Annotated in this window: 15 protein-coding genes and 1 riboswitch; of the genes, 14 read left to right on the top strand and 1 reads right to left on the bottom strand. The window is 44.9% G+C overall.

The window, feature by feature from the left end; genetic code table 11:
• The first annotated feature begins 77 nt into the window (after positions 1 to 77).
• Together EYS13_RS09365 and EYS13_RS09360 are read left to right on the top strand one after the other, a co-directional pair.
• Positions 78 to 1,397, top strand: a complete 1,320-nt coding sequence (locus EYS13_RS09365; RefSeq protein ID WP_227762005.1) for a PocR ligand-binding domain-containing protein — start codon at positions 78 to 80, stop codon at positions 1,395 to 1,397.
• A 117-nt stretch (positions 1,398 to 1,514) separates the two neighbouring features.
• The gene (locus EYS13_RS09360) at positions 1,515 to 2,156 is read left to right on the top strand and encodes a cobalamin B12-binding domain-containing protein (protein ID WP_227762004.1); all 642 of its coding nucleotides are present in this window, start codon (positions 1,515 to 1,517) and stop codon (positions 2,154 to 2,156) included.
• A 176-nt stretch (positions 2,157 to 2,332) separates the two neighbouring features.
• Here the strand turns inward: EYS13_RS09360 and EYS13_RS09355 are convergent, their stop codons facing one another.
• The gene (locus EYS13_RS09355; RefSeq protein WP_227762003.1) at positions 2,333 to 2,617 is read right to left on the bottom strand and encodes a hypothetical protein; all 285 of its coding nucleotides are present in this window, start codon (positions 2,615 to 2,617) and stop codon (positions 2,333 to 2,335) included.
• 167 nt (positions 2,618 to 2,784) lie between these two features.
• Here EYS13_RS09355 and plsY point away from each other — a divergent pair, with 167 nt between their 5' ends.
• From plsY to EYS13_RS09295, 12 genes are all read left to right on the top strand, one after another.
• Complete coding sequence (gene plsY / locus EYS13_RS09350; protein ID WP_227762002.1) at positions 2,785 to 3,378, top strand: glycerol-3-phosphate 1-O-acyltransferase PlsY; 594 nt, start codon at positions 2,785 to 2,787, stop codon at positions 3,376 to 3,378.
• Between the two features lie 270 nt (positions 3,379 to 3,648).
• Positions 3,649 to 3,749: riboswitch (glycine riboswitch) on the top strand.
• Positions 3,750 to 3,971: 222 nt separating this feature from the next.
• Positions 3,972 to 4,352, top strand: a complete 381-nt coding sequence (locus EYS13_RS09345; protein ID WP_227762001.1) for a GrdX family protein — start codon at positions 3,972 to 3,974, stop codon at positions 4,350 to 4,352.
• A gap of 254 nt (positions 4,353 to 4,606) precedes the next feature.
• Positions 4,607 to 5,830, top strand: coding sequence for a thioredoxin-disulfide reductase (gene trxB, locus EYS13_RS09340; RefSeq protein WP_227762000.1), 1,224 nt, complete (start codon positions 4,607 to 4,609; stop codon positions 5,828 to 5,830).
• Between the two features lie 59 nt (positions 5,831 to 5,889).
• Positions 5,890 to 6,204: a thioredoxin TrxA gene (trxA, locus tag EYS13_RS09335; protein ID WP_227761998.1), complete on the top strand. Its 315-nt coding sequence runs from the start codon at positions 5,890 to 5,892 to the stop codon at positions 6,202 to 6,204.
• 31 nt (positions 6,205 to 6,235) lie between these two features.
• Positions 6,236 to 7,522 carry a glycine/sarcosine/betaine reductase component B subunit gene (locus tag EYS13_RS09330; RefSeq protein WP_227761996.1) on the top strand — a complete coding sequence of 429 codons (1,287 nt, stop codon included), beginning with the start codon at positions 6,236 to 6,238 and terminating at the stop codon, positions 7,520 to 7,522.
• Positions 7,523 to 7,567: 45 nt separating this feature from the next.
• The gene (grdA, locus tag EYS13_RS09325) at positions 7,568 to 8,017 is read left to right on the top strand and encodes a glycine/sarcosine/betaine reductase complex selenoprotein A (RefSeq protein WP_227761993.1); all 450 of its coding nucleotides are present in this window, start codon (positions 7,568 to 7,570) and stop codon (positions 8,015 to 8,017) included.
• Between the two features lie 29 nt (positions 8,018 to 8,046).
• Entirely contained in the window at positions 8,047 to 9,357 is a 1,311-nt protein-coding gene (gene grdB / locus EYS13_RS09320) for a glycine reductase complex selenoprotein B (protein ID WP_265332377.1), read from the top strand.
• 77 nt (positions 9,358 to 9,434) lie between these two features.
• Positions 9,435 to 10,973 (top strand): glycine/sarcosine/betaine reductase complex component C subunit beta, encoded by a 1,539-nt coding sequence (gene grdC, locus EYS13_RS09315; RefSeq protein WP_227761991.1) that lies wholly within the window; start codon positions 9,435 to 9,437, stop codon positions 10,971 to 10,973.
• A gap of 117 nt (positions 10,974 to 11,090) precedes the next feature.
• Positions 11,091 to 12,245, top strand: coding sequence for a glycine/sarcosine/betaine reductase complex component C subunit alpha (gene grdD, locus EYS13_RS09310; RefSeq protein ID WP_423055338.1), 1,155 nt, complete (start codon positions 11,091 to 11,093; stop codon positions 12,243 to 12,245).
• Between the two features lie 275 nt (positions 12,246 to 12,520).
• Positions 12,521 to 14,080: a sigma-54 interaction domain-containing protein gene (locus EYS13_RS09305; RefSeq protein WP_227761986.1), complete on the top strand. Its 1,560-nt coding sequence runs from the start codon at positions 12,521 to 12,523 to the stop codon at positions 14,078 to 14,080.
• On the top strand, positions 14,081 to 14,446 hold the full coding sequence (locus tag EYS13_RS09300) for a GrdX family protein (protein ID WP_227761985.1): 366 nt from the start codon (positions 14,081 to 14,083) through the stop codon (positions 14,444 to 14,446).
• A 261-nt stretch (positions 14,447 to 14,707) separates the two neighbouring features.
• Positions 14,708 to 15,994: a glycine/sarcosine/betaine reductase component B subunit gene (locus EYS13_RS09295; protein WP_227761984.1), complete on the top strand. Its 1,287-nt coding sequence runs from the start codon at positions 14,708 to 14,710 to the stop codon at positions 15,992 to 15,994.

Raw genomic sequence — 15,994 nt, 5'->3', positions numbered from 1 at the left:
GAGCAAGTGCCGCTTTCGCTATTAATATACACTAGCCGTAAGTTGGTTTTAAGTATAACTCTTTCAGAGGTGATTGGATGCTAGATGGAGTTCTGAACGGGGTTAACAGGCACCAAATCCAGGAGCTCGGAGAGGAAAGTGTCTTACGGCAAATTTTATCCTCTTTCAGCAAGGCAACGGGGTTACAGGCAAGTATAGTGGATTCACAGGGAGAAACAATTGTTACCTCGGAAAAAGAAGAAAAATATTGTGAATTTTGTCAAATGGTGAGAACATCGGAAACAGGCGTATATAAGTGCAAGCGTTCTTATGCCCGGGCAGGCCTGGAAGCCAGCAAGTATGGCAAACCATATATTTTCCGCTGCCATGCAGGGTTAATTGCCTGGGCCGCCCCTATTCTAATCGAAGAGAACTATCTGGGGGCCATTGTCTGCGGGCAGGTGCTGGCCTGGGAACCGGAGGATTTCTTCTGGGAAGAGATCAAGGAAATGACACGGGGACTTGGGGTAGATGTGAGTAAACTCATAGAGTGCGCCCAGAAATTGGAAGTTCTCTCCGGAGAGAAAATCCAGGCTGCTGCTGATTTGTTATTTGTGGTTGCTAACCATATCATGAAGACCGGAATGATTACATTGCAGCAGCGCAGGGCTATCAGCGAACAGCAGGCACGCCTGGGGGAAGAAATACAAGCCAGAAAAAAACTGGAAGAGGCTTTGAAAAAAATGGACAGTCTCTCGGTCCGCGGTTACTCTTTGGAAAAGGAACGGGAACTGGTCAGCAGGGTTCGACAAGGGGATGGGGCAGGAGCGCTGCGCCTGCTCAATGAAATCCTGGCCGAGATCTTGCAGCGTTATTTAGGCAACGTTAAGGAAGTAAAAGCCAGGATTTTGGAACTGGTGGTTTTGATCTCCAGGGCAGCAGTAGAAGGCGGGGCCTCGCTCAAACAACTTCTGGCACTTAATTCCCAGTATGTGGAAGAATTTACCCGGTTAACTACCGTGGAAGAAGCTTGTCATTGGATTGAAAATGTTACACAGCAGTTTATTATCTGCATTGAGGAAAGCAAAGGTTCACGAAATTTACAGGTCATCCAGAAAGCCGGCGATTACATGCGCAATAATTACCGCAAAAAAATTACATTGGAAGATGTCGCCCAGGCTGTGTATTTAAGCCCCTGCCATCTTAGCAAAATATTTAAGCAGGAATTAGGCTGTACTATTATGGAGTTTTTAACTAAAATCAGAATAGAAGAAGCTAAAAAGCTTTTGCGGGACCCGAAATATAATGTTATTCAAGTAGCCGATGATCTAGGGTTTAGGGACCCCGGTTACTTCACCAAAGTATTTAAGCGCAGTGAGGGGATAACTCCCAGTCAGTACAGGGAAAAAGCATTTTAACTTGTTAGGGATATAGGCGGTATCATTAAGTAGGTATAAATTTCAGGACGAATAAGTGCAACTTGGCTTCCGCCAGCTTGGCGCAAGCCAAGTTTCTTTAACCTTGGAGGGTTAGATTTGGGGAAGTTAAGTCAGATTGCGGCAGCTGTAATAGAGGGAAAAGCGGCACAGGTAAAATCCTTAACGGAAGAAGCCATAAGTGAAGGCGTTTCGCCTGTGGACATTCTTTTTCAGGGTTTGGTAGCGGGCATGACTAAGGTCAGTGAGCGCTTTAGCAACGAAGAATTTTATATTCCCGACGTGTTGACATCATCCAGGGCGGTCCACGCAGGGATGAGGGTTGTGAAGCCACTGCTCTTGGATAAGGTCTATCCGGCTGCCGGTAAAGTTGTAATCGGAACTGTAGCCGGAGACTTGCATGATATAGGTAAAAATATGGTGACTATTTTTTTAAGAGCTAACGGCTATGAGGTCATTGATCTAGGTATTGACGTGCATCCCCAGGATTTCTTGGAAGCGGTATCGCAGCATCAGCCTAAAATAGTAGGCATGTCTGCATTGCTCACTACCACTATGCCAATGATGGCCAGTACAATTAAACTTCTGGAAGAGACTAATTTGAGGGAAAAAGTAAAAGTAATAATAGGTGGTGCCCCTGTCACCTCTGAGTACTGCAAAGCTATCAATGCTGACGGTTATGCACCTGACGCCAGGCGGGCAGTGGAACTGGTCAATAAATTGCTCCGGGAAAGTGTTTAATAGTTTTCAGCTTTCAGCCATCAGCTATCAGCCGTCAGCTATCAGGGGCTAGTTACTGGCGACTGGGAACTCAACCGTAGGTCACTGTTGGGGACTAACAAGGCCTAAAGACCAAGAATAAAGGCTAATAACTAATAACTAATGACTGTTTCAGCCAAGTTGCGACTTGGCTGAAACTAGCTGCCTCGCTGAAACTCCCTGACAATCCTGCCGTGGTCAAAAATACTGCGCATGGCTAAGTCTCCGTGGGTTTCGACTAAAGTAAGTTCATTTTCTATGTTCCAACCTAAGGACTGACAAAGGGGCGCAATTTCATCGATAATTTCCTCAAGATCTGCTTCTTTGCTGAACTCATAGTGATGCATATTTTCTTTGAACTCATACCCCAGATTCTGCAACTGTTCTTTAAGTTCCCTGCCTTTACTCCTTACGGGTAATTTCCCTGTTACAAAGCCGGACAAATCAGCACCTCCCAAATCTATCTTGTGTGCAAACATTCCCTTATTAATATGCGATTTAGACTTTAAAATTATTAAGAAATGCTATAATATATGGAGGTAAGAAATAATGGGAAAAAGCAAACATTAGAGGTCGCTTTTAATCAAAATAATGCTAAAGGGTGAAAGTTGTGCGAATTGTTGGAACACTATTCTTGGCCTATTTGCTTGGTTCTATTCCCTTTGCATTGATTGCGGGGAAGGCAGTAAGCGGAAAAGATATCAGAAATTATGGCAGCGGCAACTTGGGTGGGACAAACGCGTTTCGGGTTCTAGGCTGGAAGGCGGGCCTGGCCGTAATCGGGGCTGATATTTTGAAAGGAGCCTTGGCAACCTATATCGGTCTCTGGGGTGGTAATGAGGTTTTGGGTATGCTGGCCGGATTGGCAGCCGCCCTGGGGCATTGTTACCCGCTTTTTGCCGGATTTAGAGGGGGCAAAGGAGTGGCTACCGGAGCAGGCGTCTTTTTGGTGCTTGCACCCAAAGTTATAATCTTGAGCGCTTTAGTGTTTGGGATTACGCTGGCAGTTTTCAGGTATGTTTCCTTAGCTTCTATAGCCGGAGCCATTACTGTGGCTGTGCTTACCTGGGCTTTCCAGATGCACATTATCTTGATAATTGCCTCCTGGTGCCTGGTGGCTTTTGTAATTTACCGGCATCGCTCCAATATTCAGCGTCTCTTTAAGGGTACGGAGAACAGGGTAGGTGTACGGAAAAAGCACTAATGATAAAGAAATTTTATTTAATTGCTCCTAACTATAAAAAAAATACTGAAAAATAAAACTTCTGTTAAAGGCAACGAAATATGTTAAATGACACTTTACAAGGAAAGTACTAAATGATAGAATTAGCTTAAAGAAAGAGAATTCTTTCACAAGATTTATGAGTTGGCATACATATACAATATGAGTTTTGCGTCTCTTCACTGTGAAATTACAATGTGTCGAAATTAGAATGTACAGTTCGTAATGTTGCAGTCAATTCAATACAGGAGAATGATAAATGCGGGAGAGTCCCATTAGGACGCCGAAGGAGCAAACCTTGGTAAGCCGGACCAAGAGTGAAACTCTCAGGCTCAAAGGACCGTATTTAGACTCAACTCTGGAAAGTCTCAGGACACCGAAGGAGCAAAAAGGCTTTAAGCCCTATTAATCTCTCAGGTAAGTAGACAGAGGCACGGCAGCTGGTTTTAGCTGTTGTACCTCTGTTTTTATTTATACAACGCTCGTGCCATTTTTCACAAGCGCCAGTGTTTGGTCTAACTTTTTTGGGGCTAGGCTATTTAGCAGGTTGATGTTTAAAAGCGGGAGGTGGTTAGGTGGAAAAAGTTTTTATCTTGAGCAACAACCCAATGGTTTGGCGGGATTTCCCGGGGACTAATAAGCTTGAAGGTACTTTGCGGGACGTATTGCTACAAGCAAGAAATTTTATCCACCAGGGGCACAGGCTGATTAATCACCCACTGGCGGGCAGCGTTAAGCCAAACGAAACCCCTTACAAGTCATTGGTAATAAGTTGTGATAAGGGTCCTTTGGACTATGATTCTCTACGTTTAATTGAGTCGGCAATTGAAGTTACCGACAAGTTACCAGAATTAAAGAGGAAATGGGGGGAACAGGTAGTTCAAGATTTTCAGTTTATTGACTTGACCCTGCTTAGAACAGCTATTGAACAACTGCCCCTTGACATGCATGTGTAAGACCAGTTGTTGGTTGTTGGTTGATGGTTATTGGTTAAAAACAAACCCCGGTACAGCTTAATATGTTTAATTAAAGTAACAATTACCAACCTGCATCCTATAAAATACAGTGATAATTTTTAGCTGTTGGTTTTTAGTTTTAATAACTAACAACTAACAACCTGTAACTTAAAGAATATTGAGCTAGGATTTAACGAGTATTTAAAAGGGTTGATATTAGTTTGATTGCAAAATTAGATGAGGAGGAGATGGCGATGTCAGAGGTATTTGATATTGTAGTGGTGGGCGGTGGTCCTGCCGGCCTTGCCGCAGGCATCTACGGTTCCAGGGCACGGCTGAAGACTGTTATATTGGAAAAAGCCAGACCTGGAGGTCAGGCGGCAACAACACAGGAGATGGAGAATTATCCCGGCTTTTCCAGGGGCACAACCGGCCCCGGCTTAATGAAAGCAATGGCCGAACATGCAAAAAGTTTCGGTACCGAAATCCTCAAAGAAGAAGTCGTTGATTTGGAGCTTGAAGGAGAAATTAAGGTTGTTAAAACAAAGAGCGGTAAAGAATACCTGGCCAAAACAGTAATCCTGGCTCCCGGCGCCGAACCGAGAAGCTTAAATATCAAAGGGGAGCGGGCTTTAAGAGGTAAGGGCGTTTCCTACTGCGCCACCTGTGACGCCGATTTCTTTGAAGACCTGGATGTGGTAGTGGTCGGCAACGGCGATGCCGCTATCGAAGAAGCAATGTATCTCACCAAGTTTGCCAACAAGGTTACCATCATCGTAATCCATGACGAAGGCATCCTGGACTGCAATAAGGTGAGCGCCGAGAAAGCTTTTGCCAACCCGAAAATTGAATGGGTCTGGAGCTCTGTGTTGGAGGAAATCAAAGGAGACGGCATTGTTGAGTCTGTAGTAATCAAAAACATCAAAACCGGAGAACTGACGGAAATGGAAACCAACGGAGTCTTCTTCTTCGTAGGCACCGTTCCCAAAACCGGATTCCTCCGGGGCAAAGTAGAACTTGACGAAAAAGGGTATATTATCACTAATGAGCAGATGGAAACGTCAGTACCCGGCGTCTATGCTGTAGGAGATGCCAGAGTCAAATACTTGAGGCAGGTCATCACAGCTGCAGCCGACGGCGCTGTAGCCGCCGTAGCAGCCGAGAAGTACCTGGCCGAAGAAGAAGGCTTCAAGGAACAGGTATTAAACGCTGACAAGCCGGTGATGGTAGCGTTCTGGGCGCCCCAAAACGAGGCCAGCATTGCAGCCGTAGGGTTGCTGGAACAGACTGCCGCCGAATTGGGAGACAGCGTTAAGCTGGTTAAGATAGATACCTACAGAAACCAAAGGGTTGCCAAGCGTTATGGTGTAACCTCCATTCCTGCAGTAGTATTCTTCGAGGGTGGCCAAGCGGTTGCTAAACTCTGCGGTGACTTTAGCGCCGAAGAAGTAAAAAAACAAATTGCAGCCGGCAAATAATTTTCCCATAGGTCGAGTGGGATGCATAGCTACTTATCCTCGTAAAGGAGGTGAGCTAGTTGAACATTGTTGACAAGGAGAACTTCGAAGCAGAAGTATTGCAAGCCGAAGGGCTGGTGATGGTTGATTTCTGGAGCCCAAAATGTGAGCCCTGCCAGGCCCTGATGCCGGAAGTTGAGGCTTTGGCCGCCAAATACGAAGGCAAAGCCAAGTTCTGTAAGCTCGACTCCGCTGCAAACAAGAGACTAGCGATTAGTCAAAAGGTTTTAGGTCTTCCAACCATAGCTTTCTATAAAGGTGGAGAAAAAGTAGCCGAATTCAGTAAAGACTTCACTATGGAAGAAGTGGAAAACAAGTTGAAAGAGCTTCTTTAAAAGAAGCATTAATTTAAGGAGGTGAACGGTTTTGCGTCTCGAAATTGGCAACATTTTTATTAAAGACGTACAGTTTGGTCCCAAAACTGAAGTAAAAGATGGAGTTCTTTTTGTAAACAAAGAAGAACTGGTCAAAGTAACCGGCGATGACGACCGCATCGCTTCGGTGGAAGTATTTTTAGCAAAACCTGGTGAAGAAACAAGGATTATCCCTGTAAAAGATGTTATTGAACCCAGGGTGAAAGTGGCAGGCAACGGCGGCATGTTTCCCGGCGTTATCAGCAAGGTGGAGACCGTCGGTGAAGGGCGCACCCATGTTTTAAAAGGTGCAGCGGTAGTTACCACCGGAAGAATTGTTGGCTTCCAGGAAGGCATTATTGATATGTCCGGCCCGGGCGCCGAATACACTCCATTCTCCAAAACCTATAACGTAGTTGTCAAGGTTGATCCTGTTGAGGGCTTACACCAGCACGAACATGAAGCTGTAGTGAGACTGGCGGGCCTGAGAGCAGGGGCTTACCTTGGCGAAGCGGGCAAGAGCGTGGAACCTGATGAAATTAAGGTATACGAGACCAAGCCCTTGCTGGAGCAAGTCAAGGAGTATCCTGACTTACCGAAGGTTGCTTACGTATACATGCTGCAAACCCAGGGCTTACTCCATGACACCTACGTATACGGAGTAGATGCCAAGAGAATTATCCCGACTTTAATTTACCCGACAGAAGTTATGGACGGGGCAATCATCAGCGGTAACTGTGTTTCCGCCTGCGATAAAAACCCCACTTATGTACACCAGAACAGCCCTGTTATCCACGACCTCTATGAGCGCCATGGCAAAGACTTCAACTTCATTGGCGTGGTAATTACCAATGAAAACGTTACCTTGGCGGACAAAGAGCGTTCCTCCAACATGACTGCCAAGCTGGTGGAATTTATCGGTGCCGATGCTGTAATCATTTCCGAAGAAGGTTTCGGTAACCCTGATGCCGACTTGGTAATGAACTGCGCTAAAATCGAGAAAAAAGGCATTAAGACTGTACTTATTACTGACGAGTATGCCGGTCAGGACGGTGCTTCCCAGTCCCTGGCAGATTCCACACCGCTAGGTGACGCAGTAGTTACTGCCGGAAACGCTAACGAAGTGATTACTCTTCCCCCGATGAAAACTGTAATCGGGTATCCGGAAGTTGCTGACGTCATTGCCGGTGGTACTGCCGGAAGCTTAAAGCCCGACGGCAGCATTACCGCTGAAATTCAGGTAATAACCGGAGCTACAAACGAGCTCGGTTTTGGTTATCTCACAGCAAAAGGATTCTAAGTTTAGATAACACTATACCAAGAATAAAAGAAAGGAGTTAATAGCATGAGCATACTTGCAGGCAAAAAAGTTGCCATTCTCGGTGACCGTGACGGCGTGCCCGGTCCGGCTATCGAAGAGTGCGTCAAGTCTGCCGGCGCTGAAGTAGTGTTCTCGACTACAGAATGCTTTGTCTGAACTGCCGCCGGCGCAATGGACCTGGAAAATCAGGCTCGCATTAAAGAACTTGCGGAGAAATACGGTAAAGAGGATTTAATCGTTGTTTTAGGGGGAGCAGAAGCTGAAGCTGCTGGTCTCGCCGCCGAAACCGTATCCCAAGGCGATCCCACTTTTGCCGGTCCATTAGCAGGAGTCTCGTTGGGACTCAAAGCTTACCATATTTTTGAATTAAAAGATGAGGTTGACGCCCAAGTCTACGAAGATCAAGTCAGCATGATGGAAATGGTGCTGGATGTTGATGCCATCATCAAAGAAGTAAGCACCTATCGTGGATAATTTTACACCCGAAAAAAGGGGGGACAATGGTGAGTAAATACAAAATTGTACACTATATCAACCAGTTTTACGCTGGAATAGGTGGCGAAGAAAAGGCTGATGTCAAGCCGGAAGTCCGCGAAGGCGTAGTTGGTCCTGGAATGGCCCTGCAGCAAGCTCTGGGCGCTGAAGCGGAGATTGTGGCTACTGTAATCTGCGGTGACACCTATTTCAACGAAAACATTGAAGCTGCAAGCGCCGAAGTAATTGAAATGATTAAGAAATACAGCCCAGATTTGGTTATCGCCGGTCCCGCATTTAATGCCGGGCGTTACGGCGTGGCCTGCGGTGCTGTAGCCAAAGCTGTCAGCGAAAACTTAGGGATCCCTGTAGTCTCCGGTATGTACCCGGAAAACCCGGGTGTGGATATGTACAAGAAATATGCCTACATCATTGAGACTGCCAATTCGGCTGTAGGCATGAAAAAGGCAATTGGCCCCATGGCTGCTTTGGCTTTGAAAGTTGTTAAAGGCGAAGAAATCGGTGATCCAGTCGCAGAAGGTTATATTCCTCGCGGTATTCGCAAAAATTTCTTTGCCAAGGAAAGAGGTTCGAAAAGAGCAGTTGAAATGCTCGTTAAGAAGATAAAAGGCGAGGAATTCAAGACCGAATATCCTATGCCTGTATTCGACAGGGTAGCTCCTGCCGCGGCCATTAAGGATATTAAGAAGGCTAAGATTGCCCTTGTTTCCTCAGGTGGCCCGGTACCCAAAGGCAACCCTGATCACATTGAATCTTCCAGTGCCTCCAAGTACGGCAAGTACAGCCTGGTAGGCATCAATGATTTCACTCCCGAAAACGGCGAAACTGCCCACGGTGGTTACGACCCTGTATATGCTAACGAAGACCTGGACAGGGTACTGCCCATCGACGTTTTGCGGGAAATGGAGCAGGCAGGTGAAATTGGTTCCATCCATGAATACTGGTATGCAACAGTTGGTAACGGTACTTCTGTTGCTAACGCCAAAAAGTTTGCTGCGGAAATTGCCAAAGACCTGCATGCCCATAACGTTGATGCAGTAATTCTGACCTCCACCTGAGGAACCTGTACTCGTTGCGGTGCAACGATGGTAAAAGAAATTGAAAGTACAGGCCTACCTGTGGTGCACATGTGCACAGTAGTTCCCATCTCCCTCACTGTTGGTGCCAACAGGATTGTGCCTACAGTGGCCATTCCTCACCCGCTTGGTAACCCGGCTTTGAGCAGGGAAGATGAGAAGGAACTGCGCAGAAAGCTGGTCAGAAAAGCATTAGATGCTTTACAAACAGAAGTAGACGGTCAAACAGTATTTGACAAGTAATAATGTGTCGATTTCAATTGGGTAATGGGTATAACGCCCATTACCCAAAACTTTACTCATTTTTGGAGGTGAACAGGATGAACTATCCCGTTGTGAGAGGGGCCAGCTATGCACTTATTCAAGCACCCGATATGGTGATCCACCAGGGGACCACCCAGACCAGCGAACGGCGCAAGAACCCGGACTCAGAGCATCTGCAGAAACTGCCCGGGGCCTTAAGGAGCTTTGAAGAAGCAGTGAAATATGCCCCAAACCAAGTCTACATCGGCAACATGCTGCCTGAAGAACTGAATAACATCCCCCGGCCCTGGTACCAAAACCCGGTAAATAATGGGGGCAGGGACGGCAAATACGGGGAAATCATGCCGGAAGACGAATTCTACGGCTTAATGAAAGCAGTAGACGCTTTCGACCTGGTGCTATTGGAAGAAGGGTTCCAGGCGGGAGTAAAAGCAAAACTCTCCGCCCATCCTGTCTTAGGAGACTTAAAAGACTTAGCCAAATTAGATAAGAACCCAGCCCAAGCTAAAGATTTGGAGAAACTGGTAGCCGACCACCTGGCAGAACCCATGTACTTGGGGGGGAAACTGGTGGGCTGCGTGAAAAAAGCCCATGAGTTCGACCAGGCCTTAACCGAGCATGTAATGTTTGAAAACCTGGTCAGCAAAGCATCGGCTGTATTTGCCTTAAAACTGTTATTAGCAAAGACGGATTTAAAAGCCGAAGACATAGACTACATCATCGAATGCTCCGAAGAAGCCTGCGGCGACATGAACCAAAGGGGCGGCGGCAACTTTGCCAAGTCCATCGGCGAAGTGTGCGGCTGCGTTAACGCCACCGGCTCCGACACCCGCGGTTTCTGCGCAGGACCTGCCCACGCCCTGGTGGAAGCAGCAGCATTAGCCCAGGCCGGAGTATACAAGAACATAGTAGTAGTGGCCGGTGGAGCCTCTGCCAAGCTTGGCATGAACTCCAAAGACCATGTAAAAAAAGAAATGCCGGTATTAGAAGACATGCTGGGCGCCTTTGCCGTACACATCAGTGAAAACGACGGCGTAAGCCCCGTAATCCGCACCGACATGGTAGGGCGCCATAAGATCGGTTCCGGCGCCTCACCCCAGGCAGTAATGCAGGCCATCGTAACCGACCCCTTGGACAAAGCAGGAATAAAACTATCTGAAATCGACCGGTTCTCCGTAGAAATGCAGAACCCCGAAATTACAGAACCGGCAGGAGCCGGGGACGTGCCCAAAGCCAACTACAAAATGATAGCTGCGTTGGGAGTAAAAAGAGGGGAATTTGACCGGGCCGACCTGGAAAAAGTGGTTAATGAGTTCGGCATGCCAGGCTTTGCACCGACCCAGGGCCATATTCCTTCAGGAGTACCCTACATCGGCTTTGCCCGGGACCTGATCCTGGAAGGCAAAATCAAAAGAGCCATGATCATCGGCAAAGGCAGCCTTTTCTTGGGAAGACTCACCAACCTCTTTGACGGAGTATCCTTCATCATGGAGAAGAACTCCGGCAAAGTGGAAAGCGGGTTCGATAAAGAAGAAGTCAGGAAGATGATTGCCGAAGCGATGCGGAGCTTTGCCAATACCTTGAAAGCAGAATAACCTGATTTTCGCATAAAGGTTAACCTAATTCTCCAGCCATGAAAGAAATGAGTGCTGATAGCTGACAGCTGACGGCTGCTAGCTAATCGGGAGGTGAAAAAAGTGGACAGTAAAATTATGCGTAACACCATCAGCGAGATATTCGAAGAAATGGCCAATGCCCTGGAGACAGGGACCTTCGGAAGAAAAGTGAGGGTAGGCTTAACCATCCTGGGCAGCGAGCACGGTCCCAAAGAACTTGTCTACGGCGCCGAACTGGCCCAGGGACAAAACCCCGACCTGGAAGTGGTGGTCATCGGCAGCGGCGTCAAGACCCGTTTAGAGCTGGTACAAGCCCAGGATGAAAAAGAAGCCCACGCCATAATGGATAAAATGCTCAGCGAAGGCAGTTTAGATGCCGCAGTAACAATGCACTACAGCTTCCCCATCGGAGTATCCACCGTAGGCAGAGTAATCACACCCGGCAAAGGCAAAGAAATGTTTTTAGCCACCACCACCGGCACCTCAGCTACAGAACGGGTAACAGCCATGCTGAAGAACACCCTCTACGGCATAGCTGCCGCCAAAGCCTGCGGCAAGGCCAACCCAACCGTTGGCATTTTAAATATCGAGGGCGCCCGGCAGGTGGAAAGGGCCCTAAAAAAACTACAGGAAAACGGGTACCCCATCAACTTTACCGAGTCGGCCAGAAGCGACGGCGGCGTAGTGATGCGAGGGAACGACCTGCTATTGGGAGTGCCCGATATAATGGTTACCGACAGCCTGACCGGAAACGTGCTGATGAAGATGTTCTCCGCCTATACCAGCGGAGGCAACTACGAAGCACTGGGCTACGGCTACGGACCGGGAGTAGGGGAAAACTACGACCGGATTATCTGCATCCTGTCCCGGGCTTCGGGGGCACCCGTAGTAGCCGGAGCAATCCGCTATGCGGGTGATGCAGCCAAAGGAAAACTCCTGGAGAAAGCAAACGCGGAATTTGCCGCAGCAAAAAAAGCAGGCTGGGAGAGCATCATCAGCTCCTTTGAGTGCCCGGCAAATGCCGTCAAGAAAGCAGAAGCCGGCGGCGCAGTAACTCCTCCGCCGGAGAAACCGGTTACCGCCGAGATCCCGGGGATAGAGATCCTGCAGCTGGAAGATGCGGTGCAGGTGCTGTGGAAGAACAACATCTACGCCACCAGCGGCATGGGCTGCACCGGGCCAATCGTCATGGTTGCTCCCGAGGACAAGGAGAAGGCTGTTGAGCTTTTGAAAGAGGCAGGGTATTTGTAGAAGTTTTTAATACAAGAAATTAACCAGAACCTAAGAGTAAAGTATAGATAGTACTTTATTCTTAGGTTTTTTATTTCTCACTTATGAAGTCTTAGTCAGGTTACAAAAGTACAAAAGATTAGCATGGTAGAGATTCTAAAGATATCAACCCACAAGGAAAAGCTGAAAAAGTGTAGAAGATAAAATTAATTTATGAAATGCGCCTGAAACATAAATTTTTGTTATGCACGACTGCAGGAAAATATAATTTAAAATTGTAACGGGAGGAGTAAAGTATGGGATGTACCGAACAAGACAAATTGCAAGGATTAGCTGCATATTTCACCTTTGACACTTTTTTCCCTCCCAAAAATGTTGCACTTAACAAATTTTCTTCCAGCTCAGACGGTCTGCATAGAATATGTGAGGAACTTATAGAGAGTTATAAGAAAAAAAACACTGAACAGTTATTAAATGCTTTATTAAGCAGGGAAATTCTAATAGAAATTTTAAAATCTATTCAAGAAGGTGTTCAAGTAGTTGATAATCAAGGGATCATAAGATATGTAAATAATGCGTTTTTAAAAATGCTAGGTCTGAAAGAGCATGAAAGAATTGGTAAAAGCGTTTTTGAGGTATCACCGGATGGAAGCCTAGCCACCGTATTAAAAACCGGTCAACCAGTAAACAATTTACGAAACCGGCCCAAAGGTACTTCGGTGGAGCTAATTTCAAGTGCTGCACCAATCCAAATTTGTGGACAAATGATAGGAGCAATAGCTATTACTCAAGATATCCAGGATATAATTAATTTAACAGAGCAATTAAGAAAAAGTAAGGTAATGGTAGAAAGCCTTTCAGAAAAAATCGGTTATTTAAGTAAGGCAACGTATACTTTTGAGGATTTGATCGGCTCAAGTGTTGCTATGCAGAATGTAATAGACATGGCTAAAATTGCAGCTCAAAGCGATATAACAGTTCTGATTCAAGGGGAAACAGGTACTGGGAAAGAAGTCATTGCGCATGCTATTCATAACTCAAGTGCGCGTGCCAAAAGACCATTTATTAGTGTCAATTGCTCAGCAATTCCTCAAAATCTTCTGGAAAGTGAGTTTTTTGGTCATGAAAAGGGATCGTTTACAGGCGCATATAAAAGAAAGTTAGGCAAATTTGAATTAGCTAACGGAGGAACTCTTTTTCTGGACGAGATCGGTGAAATGGACTTAGTTTTGCAGGCTAAAATATTACGAGCTATTCAAGAAAAGGAAATTCAACGGGTTGGCGGTGAAACTAAAATACCGCTTGATGTTCGAATTATCGCTGCTACTAATAGAAATCTTAGAACAATGGTGGCGGAAGGTTCATTCAGACAGGATTTATTTTACAGGTTGAATGTGTGGAATATAATGATTCCTCCACTTAGGGAGCGTAAAGCGGATCTTGAAATTTTGGCGGAATTCCTATTAAGAAAATTATCTAGAAAATTAGGAAGAAAAGATAATATAGCTTTGAGTAAAAAAGCACTTGATATAATGTACAAATATGATTGGCCTGGTAATGTACGTGAATTGGAAAATGTTCTCGAAAGAGCTGTACTGCATTCCAAAGGAAAATCTATAATTGAAGATAATGATTTAAAATTTCTTAGCATTGAAGGAATTTCCGTAATCGACCAATCGCTCAATATCATTATGCCACTGGAAGAAGCAGAAAAGTTAATAATTAAAAATGCAATTGCACAGTATGGGTCAAGCTATGAAAGTAAAAAGAAAATTGCTAATGCATTGGGGATATCTTTGGCTACATTATATAATAAACTTCAAAAGTATAAATTATCTAAGGAGGTTTCCTGGTAAATGCTGGTTAGGTGTATAACAAATAACCCGATGGTAATTGCTATGAATTTACCTTTTATTGAGCCTTTTACCGGAAATAATTTGGAACTGTTTGAAGCAGTCAGGATTGAAGTTTTGAAAGGCTACAAGTTGTTAACTCACCCCCTAACGGGTAGCATAGGTCCGGATATAAACCCCTATAAAAGTGTAATTCTTTCATCAAAGCGACAAACTACAGATAAAGAAAGCTTAGAAATTATAGAGAAAACAATTATATACACAGCTGACTTGATGTCCAACCATCCAAAACCTCAATGGGATGATAAATCTTTAGAAGATTTTCAGTTAATCGATCTAGATTTTATAAAAAATTTTGTTTCCGCCTAATCAAAAAATTAGGTTATCAGTGTAAAAATAATTAATTAACTATGTAAACACCTCTAAAATTTAGAAATAAATCTAAATTTTAGAGGTGTTTTTTTGTAAATAATTAATTGGTTTTAGTTTTTTCTTAGATAGTTATATTTCTAAAAATTAGAAAACAAATACGTTATATAACATTAAAAAGCTTAATAACAATAGAGTTTTGTAGTTGGCATTGTTCTTGCATTATAAAATGGCAACATATCAGAGGGGGTTAGTTAAAAAATGCAACTAGAGCTAGGAAAAATCAAAATTAAAGATGTACAATTTGCAGACAAAACATTTATAGACAAAGGTACTCTCTATATAAACAAACAAGAGCTGCAAGAGTACCTCAAGGAGGATACCAATATTCAAGATGTTGATATTGAGTTGGCTAGGCCAGGGGAATCGGTACGGATTATTCCGATTAAGGACATAGTGCAACCAAGATATAAGGTCAAGGGAAGTGGACAGGTTTTTCCAGGTTTTATTGGCGGACTGGAAACAGTAGGTGAAGGGTTAACGCACGTTTTAGAAGGTTGTGCTGTAGCTACCTCGGGTAAGATTGTAAATTTTCAAGAAGGAATCATCGATATGAGTGGCCCGGGGGCGGATTATAACAGTTTTTCTAAAATGAACATTGTTGTACCGTTAATTACACCGATACCAGGCTTAGACAAGCACACCCATGAAGCAACAGTCAGATTAGCAGGACTAAAAGCAGCCGCTTATTTAGGCAAAGCTTCCAAGGATCTTGAACCCGATGAAAAAGAAATATTTACTTACAACCCCATTATTGAAGCTGCTCGGCTATATCCTGATTTACCACGGGTAGCATATGTCTATATGATTCAATGTCAAGGGCTAATGCATGACACTTATGTATACGGTTTAAACGTAAAAGGGATTCTTTCAACTTTGATCTCCCCAACCGAAGTGCTTGATGGAGCGGTAGTCAGCGGAAATTGCGCGGCGCCATGTCATAAAAACGCTACAATTCACCACCAGAATAACCCTGTAATTATGGATCTGCTGCGCAGGCACGGTAAAGAATTGTGTTTTATCGGTGTTATCTTAACAAACGAAAGTACTATGCTGGCAGATAAAAAACGAGGAGCTTTTTATACTCAAAATTTGGCTAAGATAATTGGAGCGCAAGGAGCAATTATCACTGAAGAAGGTGGTGGGAACCCTGAAACCGACTTAATGTTAAACTGTAAAAACCTTGAACAAGCAGGCATTAAGACAGTTTTAATTACCGATGAGTATGCTGGCCGCGACGGTAGATCCCAAGGGTTGGCAGATGTTACGCCGGAAGCCGATGCAGTTATTACTAATGGAAACGGTAATCAGCTTGTTACATTACCTCCAATGGAAAAAATAATAGGATCCTTGGAAAGTGTTGAAATCATAACCGGCGGGTTTAGTGGAAGCTTGCATCCAGATGGAAGTATAACAGTGGAAATAGCTAGTATCATGGGCTCATGTTGCGAATTGGGCTACGAACGGTTAACTACCAGACTTAAATAG

It is taken from the genome of Zhaonella formicivorans, assembly GCF_004353525.1.
Taxonomy (GTDB): domain Bacteria; phylum Bacillota; class DUOV01; order DUOV01; family Zhaonellaceae; genus Zhaonella; species Zhaonella formicivorans.
Note: the sequence above shows the minus strand (reverse complement) of the source record. Positions and strands in the feature narration are given on the sequence as shown.

Coding starts and splice junctions, on each gene's coding strand:
- EYS13_RS09305 (WP_227761986.1), top strand. CDS start 12,521: ATGGGATGTACCGAACAAGACAAATTGCAAGGATTAGCTGCATATTTC.
- EYS13_RS09295 (WP_227761984.1), top strand. CDS start 14,708: ATGCAACTAGAGCTAGGAAAAATCAAAATTAAAGATGTACAATTTGCA.
- grdD (WP_423055338.1), top strand. CDS start 11,091: ATGCGTAACACCATCAGCGAGATATTCGAAGAAATGGCCAATGCCCTG.
- grdC (WP_227761991.1), top strand. CDS start 9,435: ATGAACTATCCCGTTGTGAGAGGGGCCAGCTATGCACTTATTCAAGCA.
- EYS13_RS09365 (WP_227762005.1), top strand. CDS start 78: ATGCTAGATGGAGTTCTGAACGGGGTTAACAGGCACCAAATCCAGGAG.
- EYS13_RS09300 (WP_227761985.1), top strand. CDS start 14,081: ATGCTGGTTAGGTGTATAACAAATAACCCGATGGTAATTGCTATGAAT.
- trxB (WP_227762000.1), top strand. CDS start 4,607: ATGTCAGAGGTATTTGATATTGTAGTGGTGGGCGGTGGTCCTGCCGGC.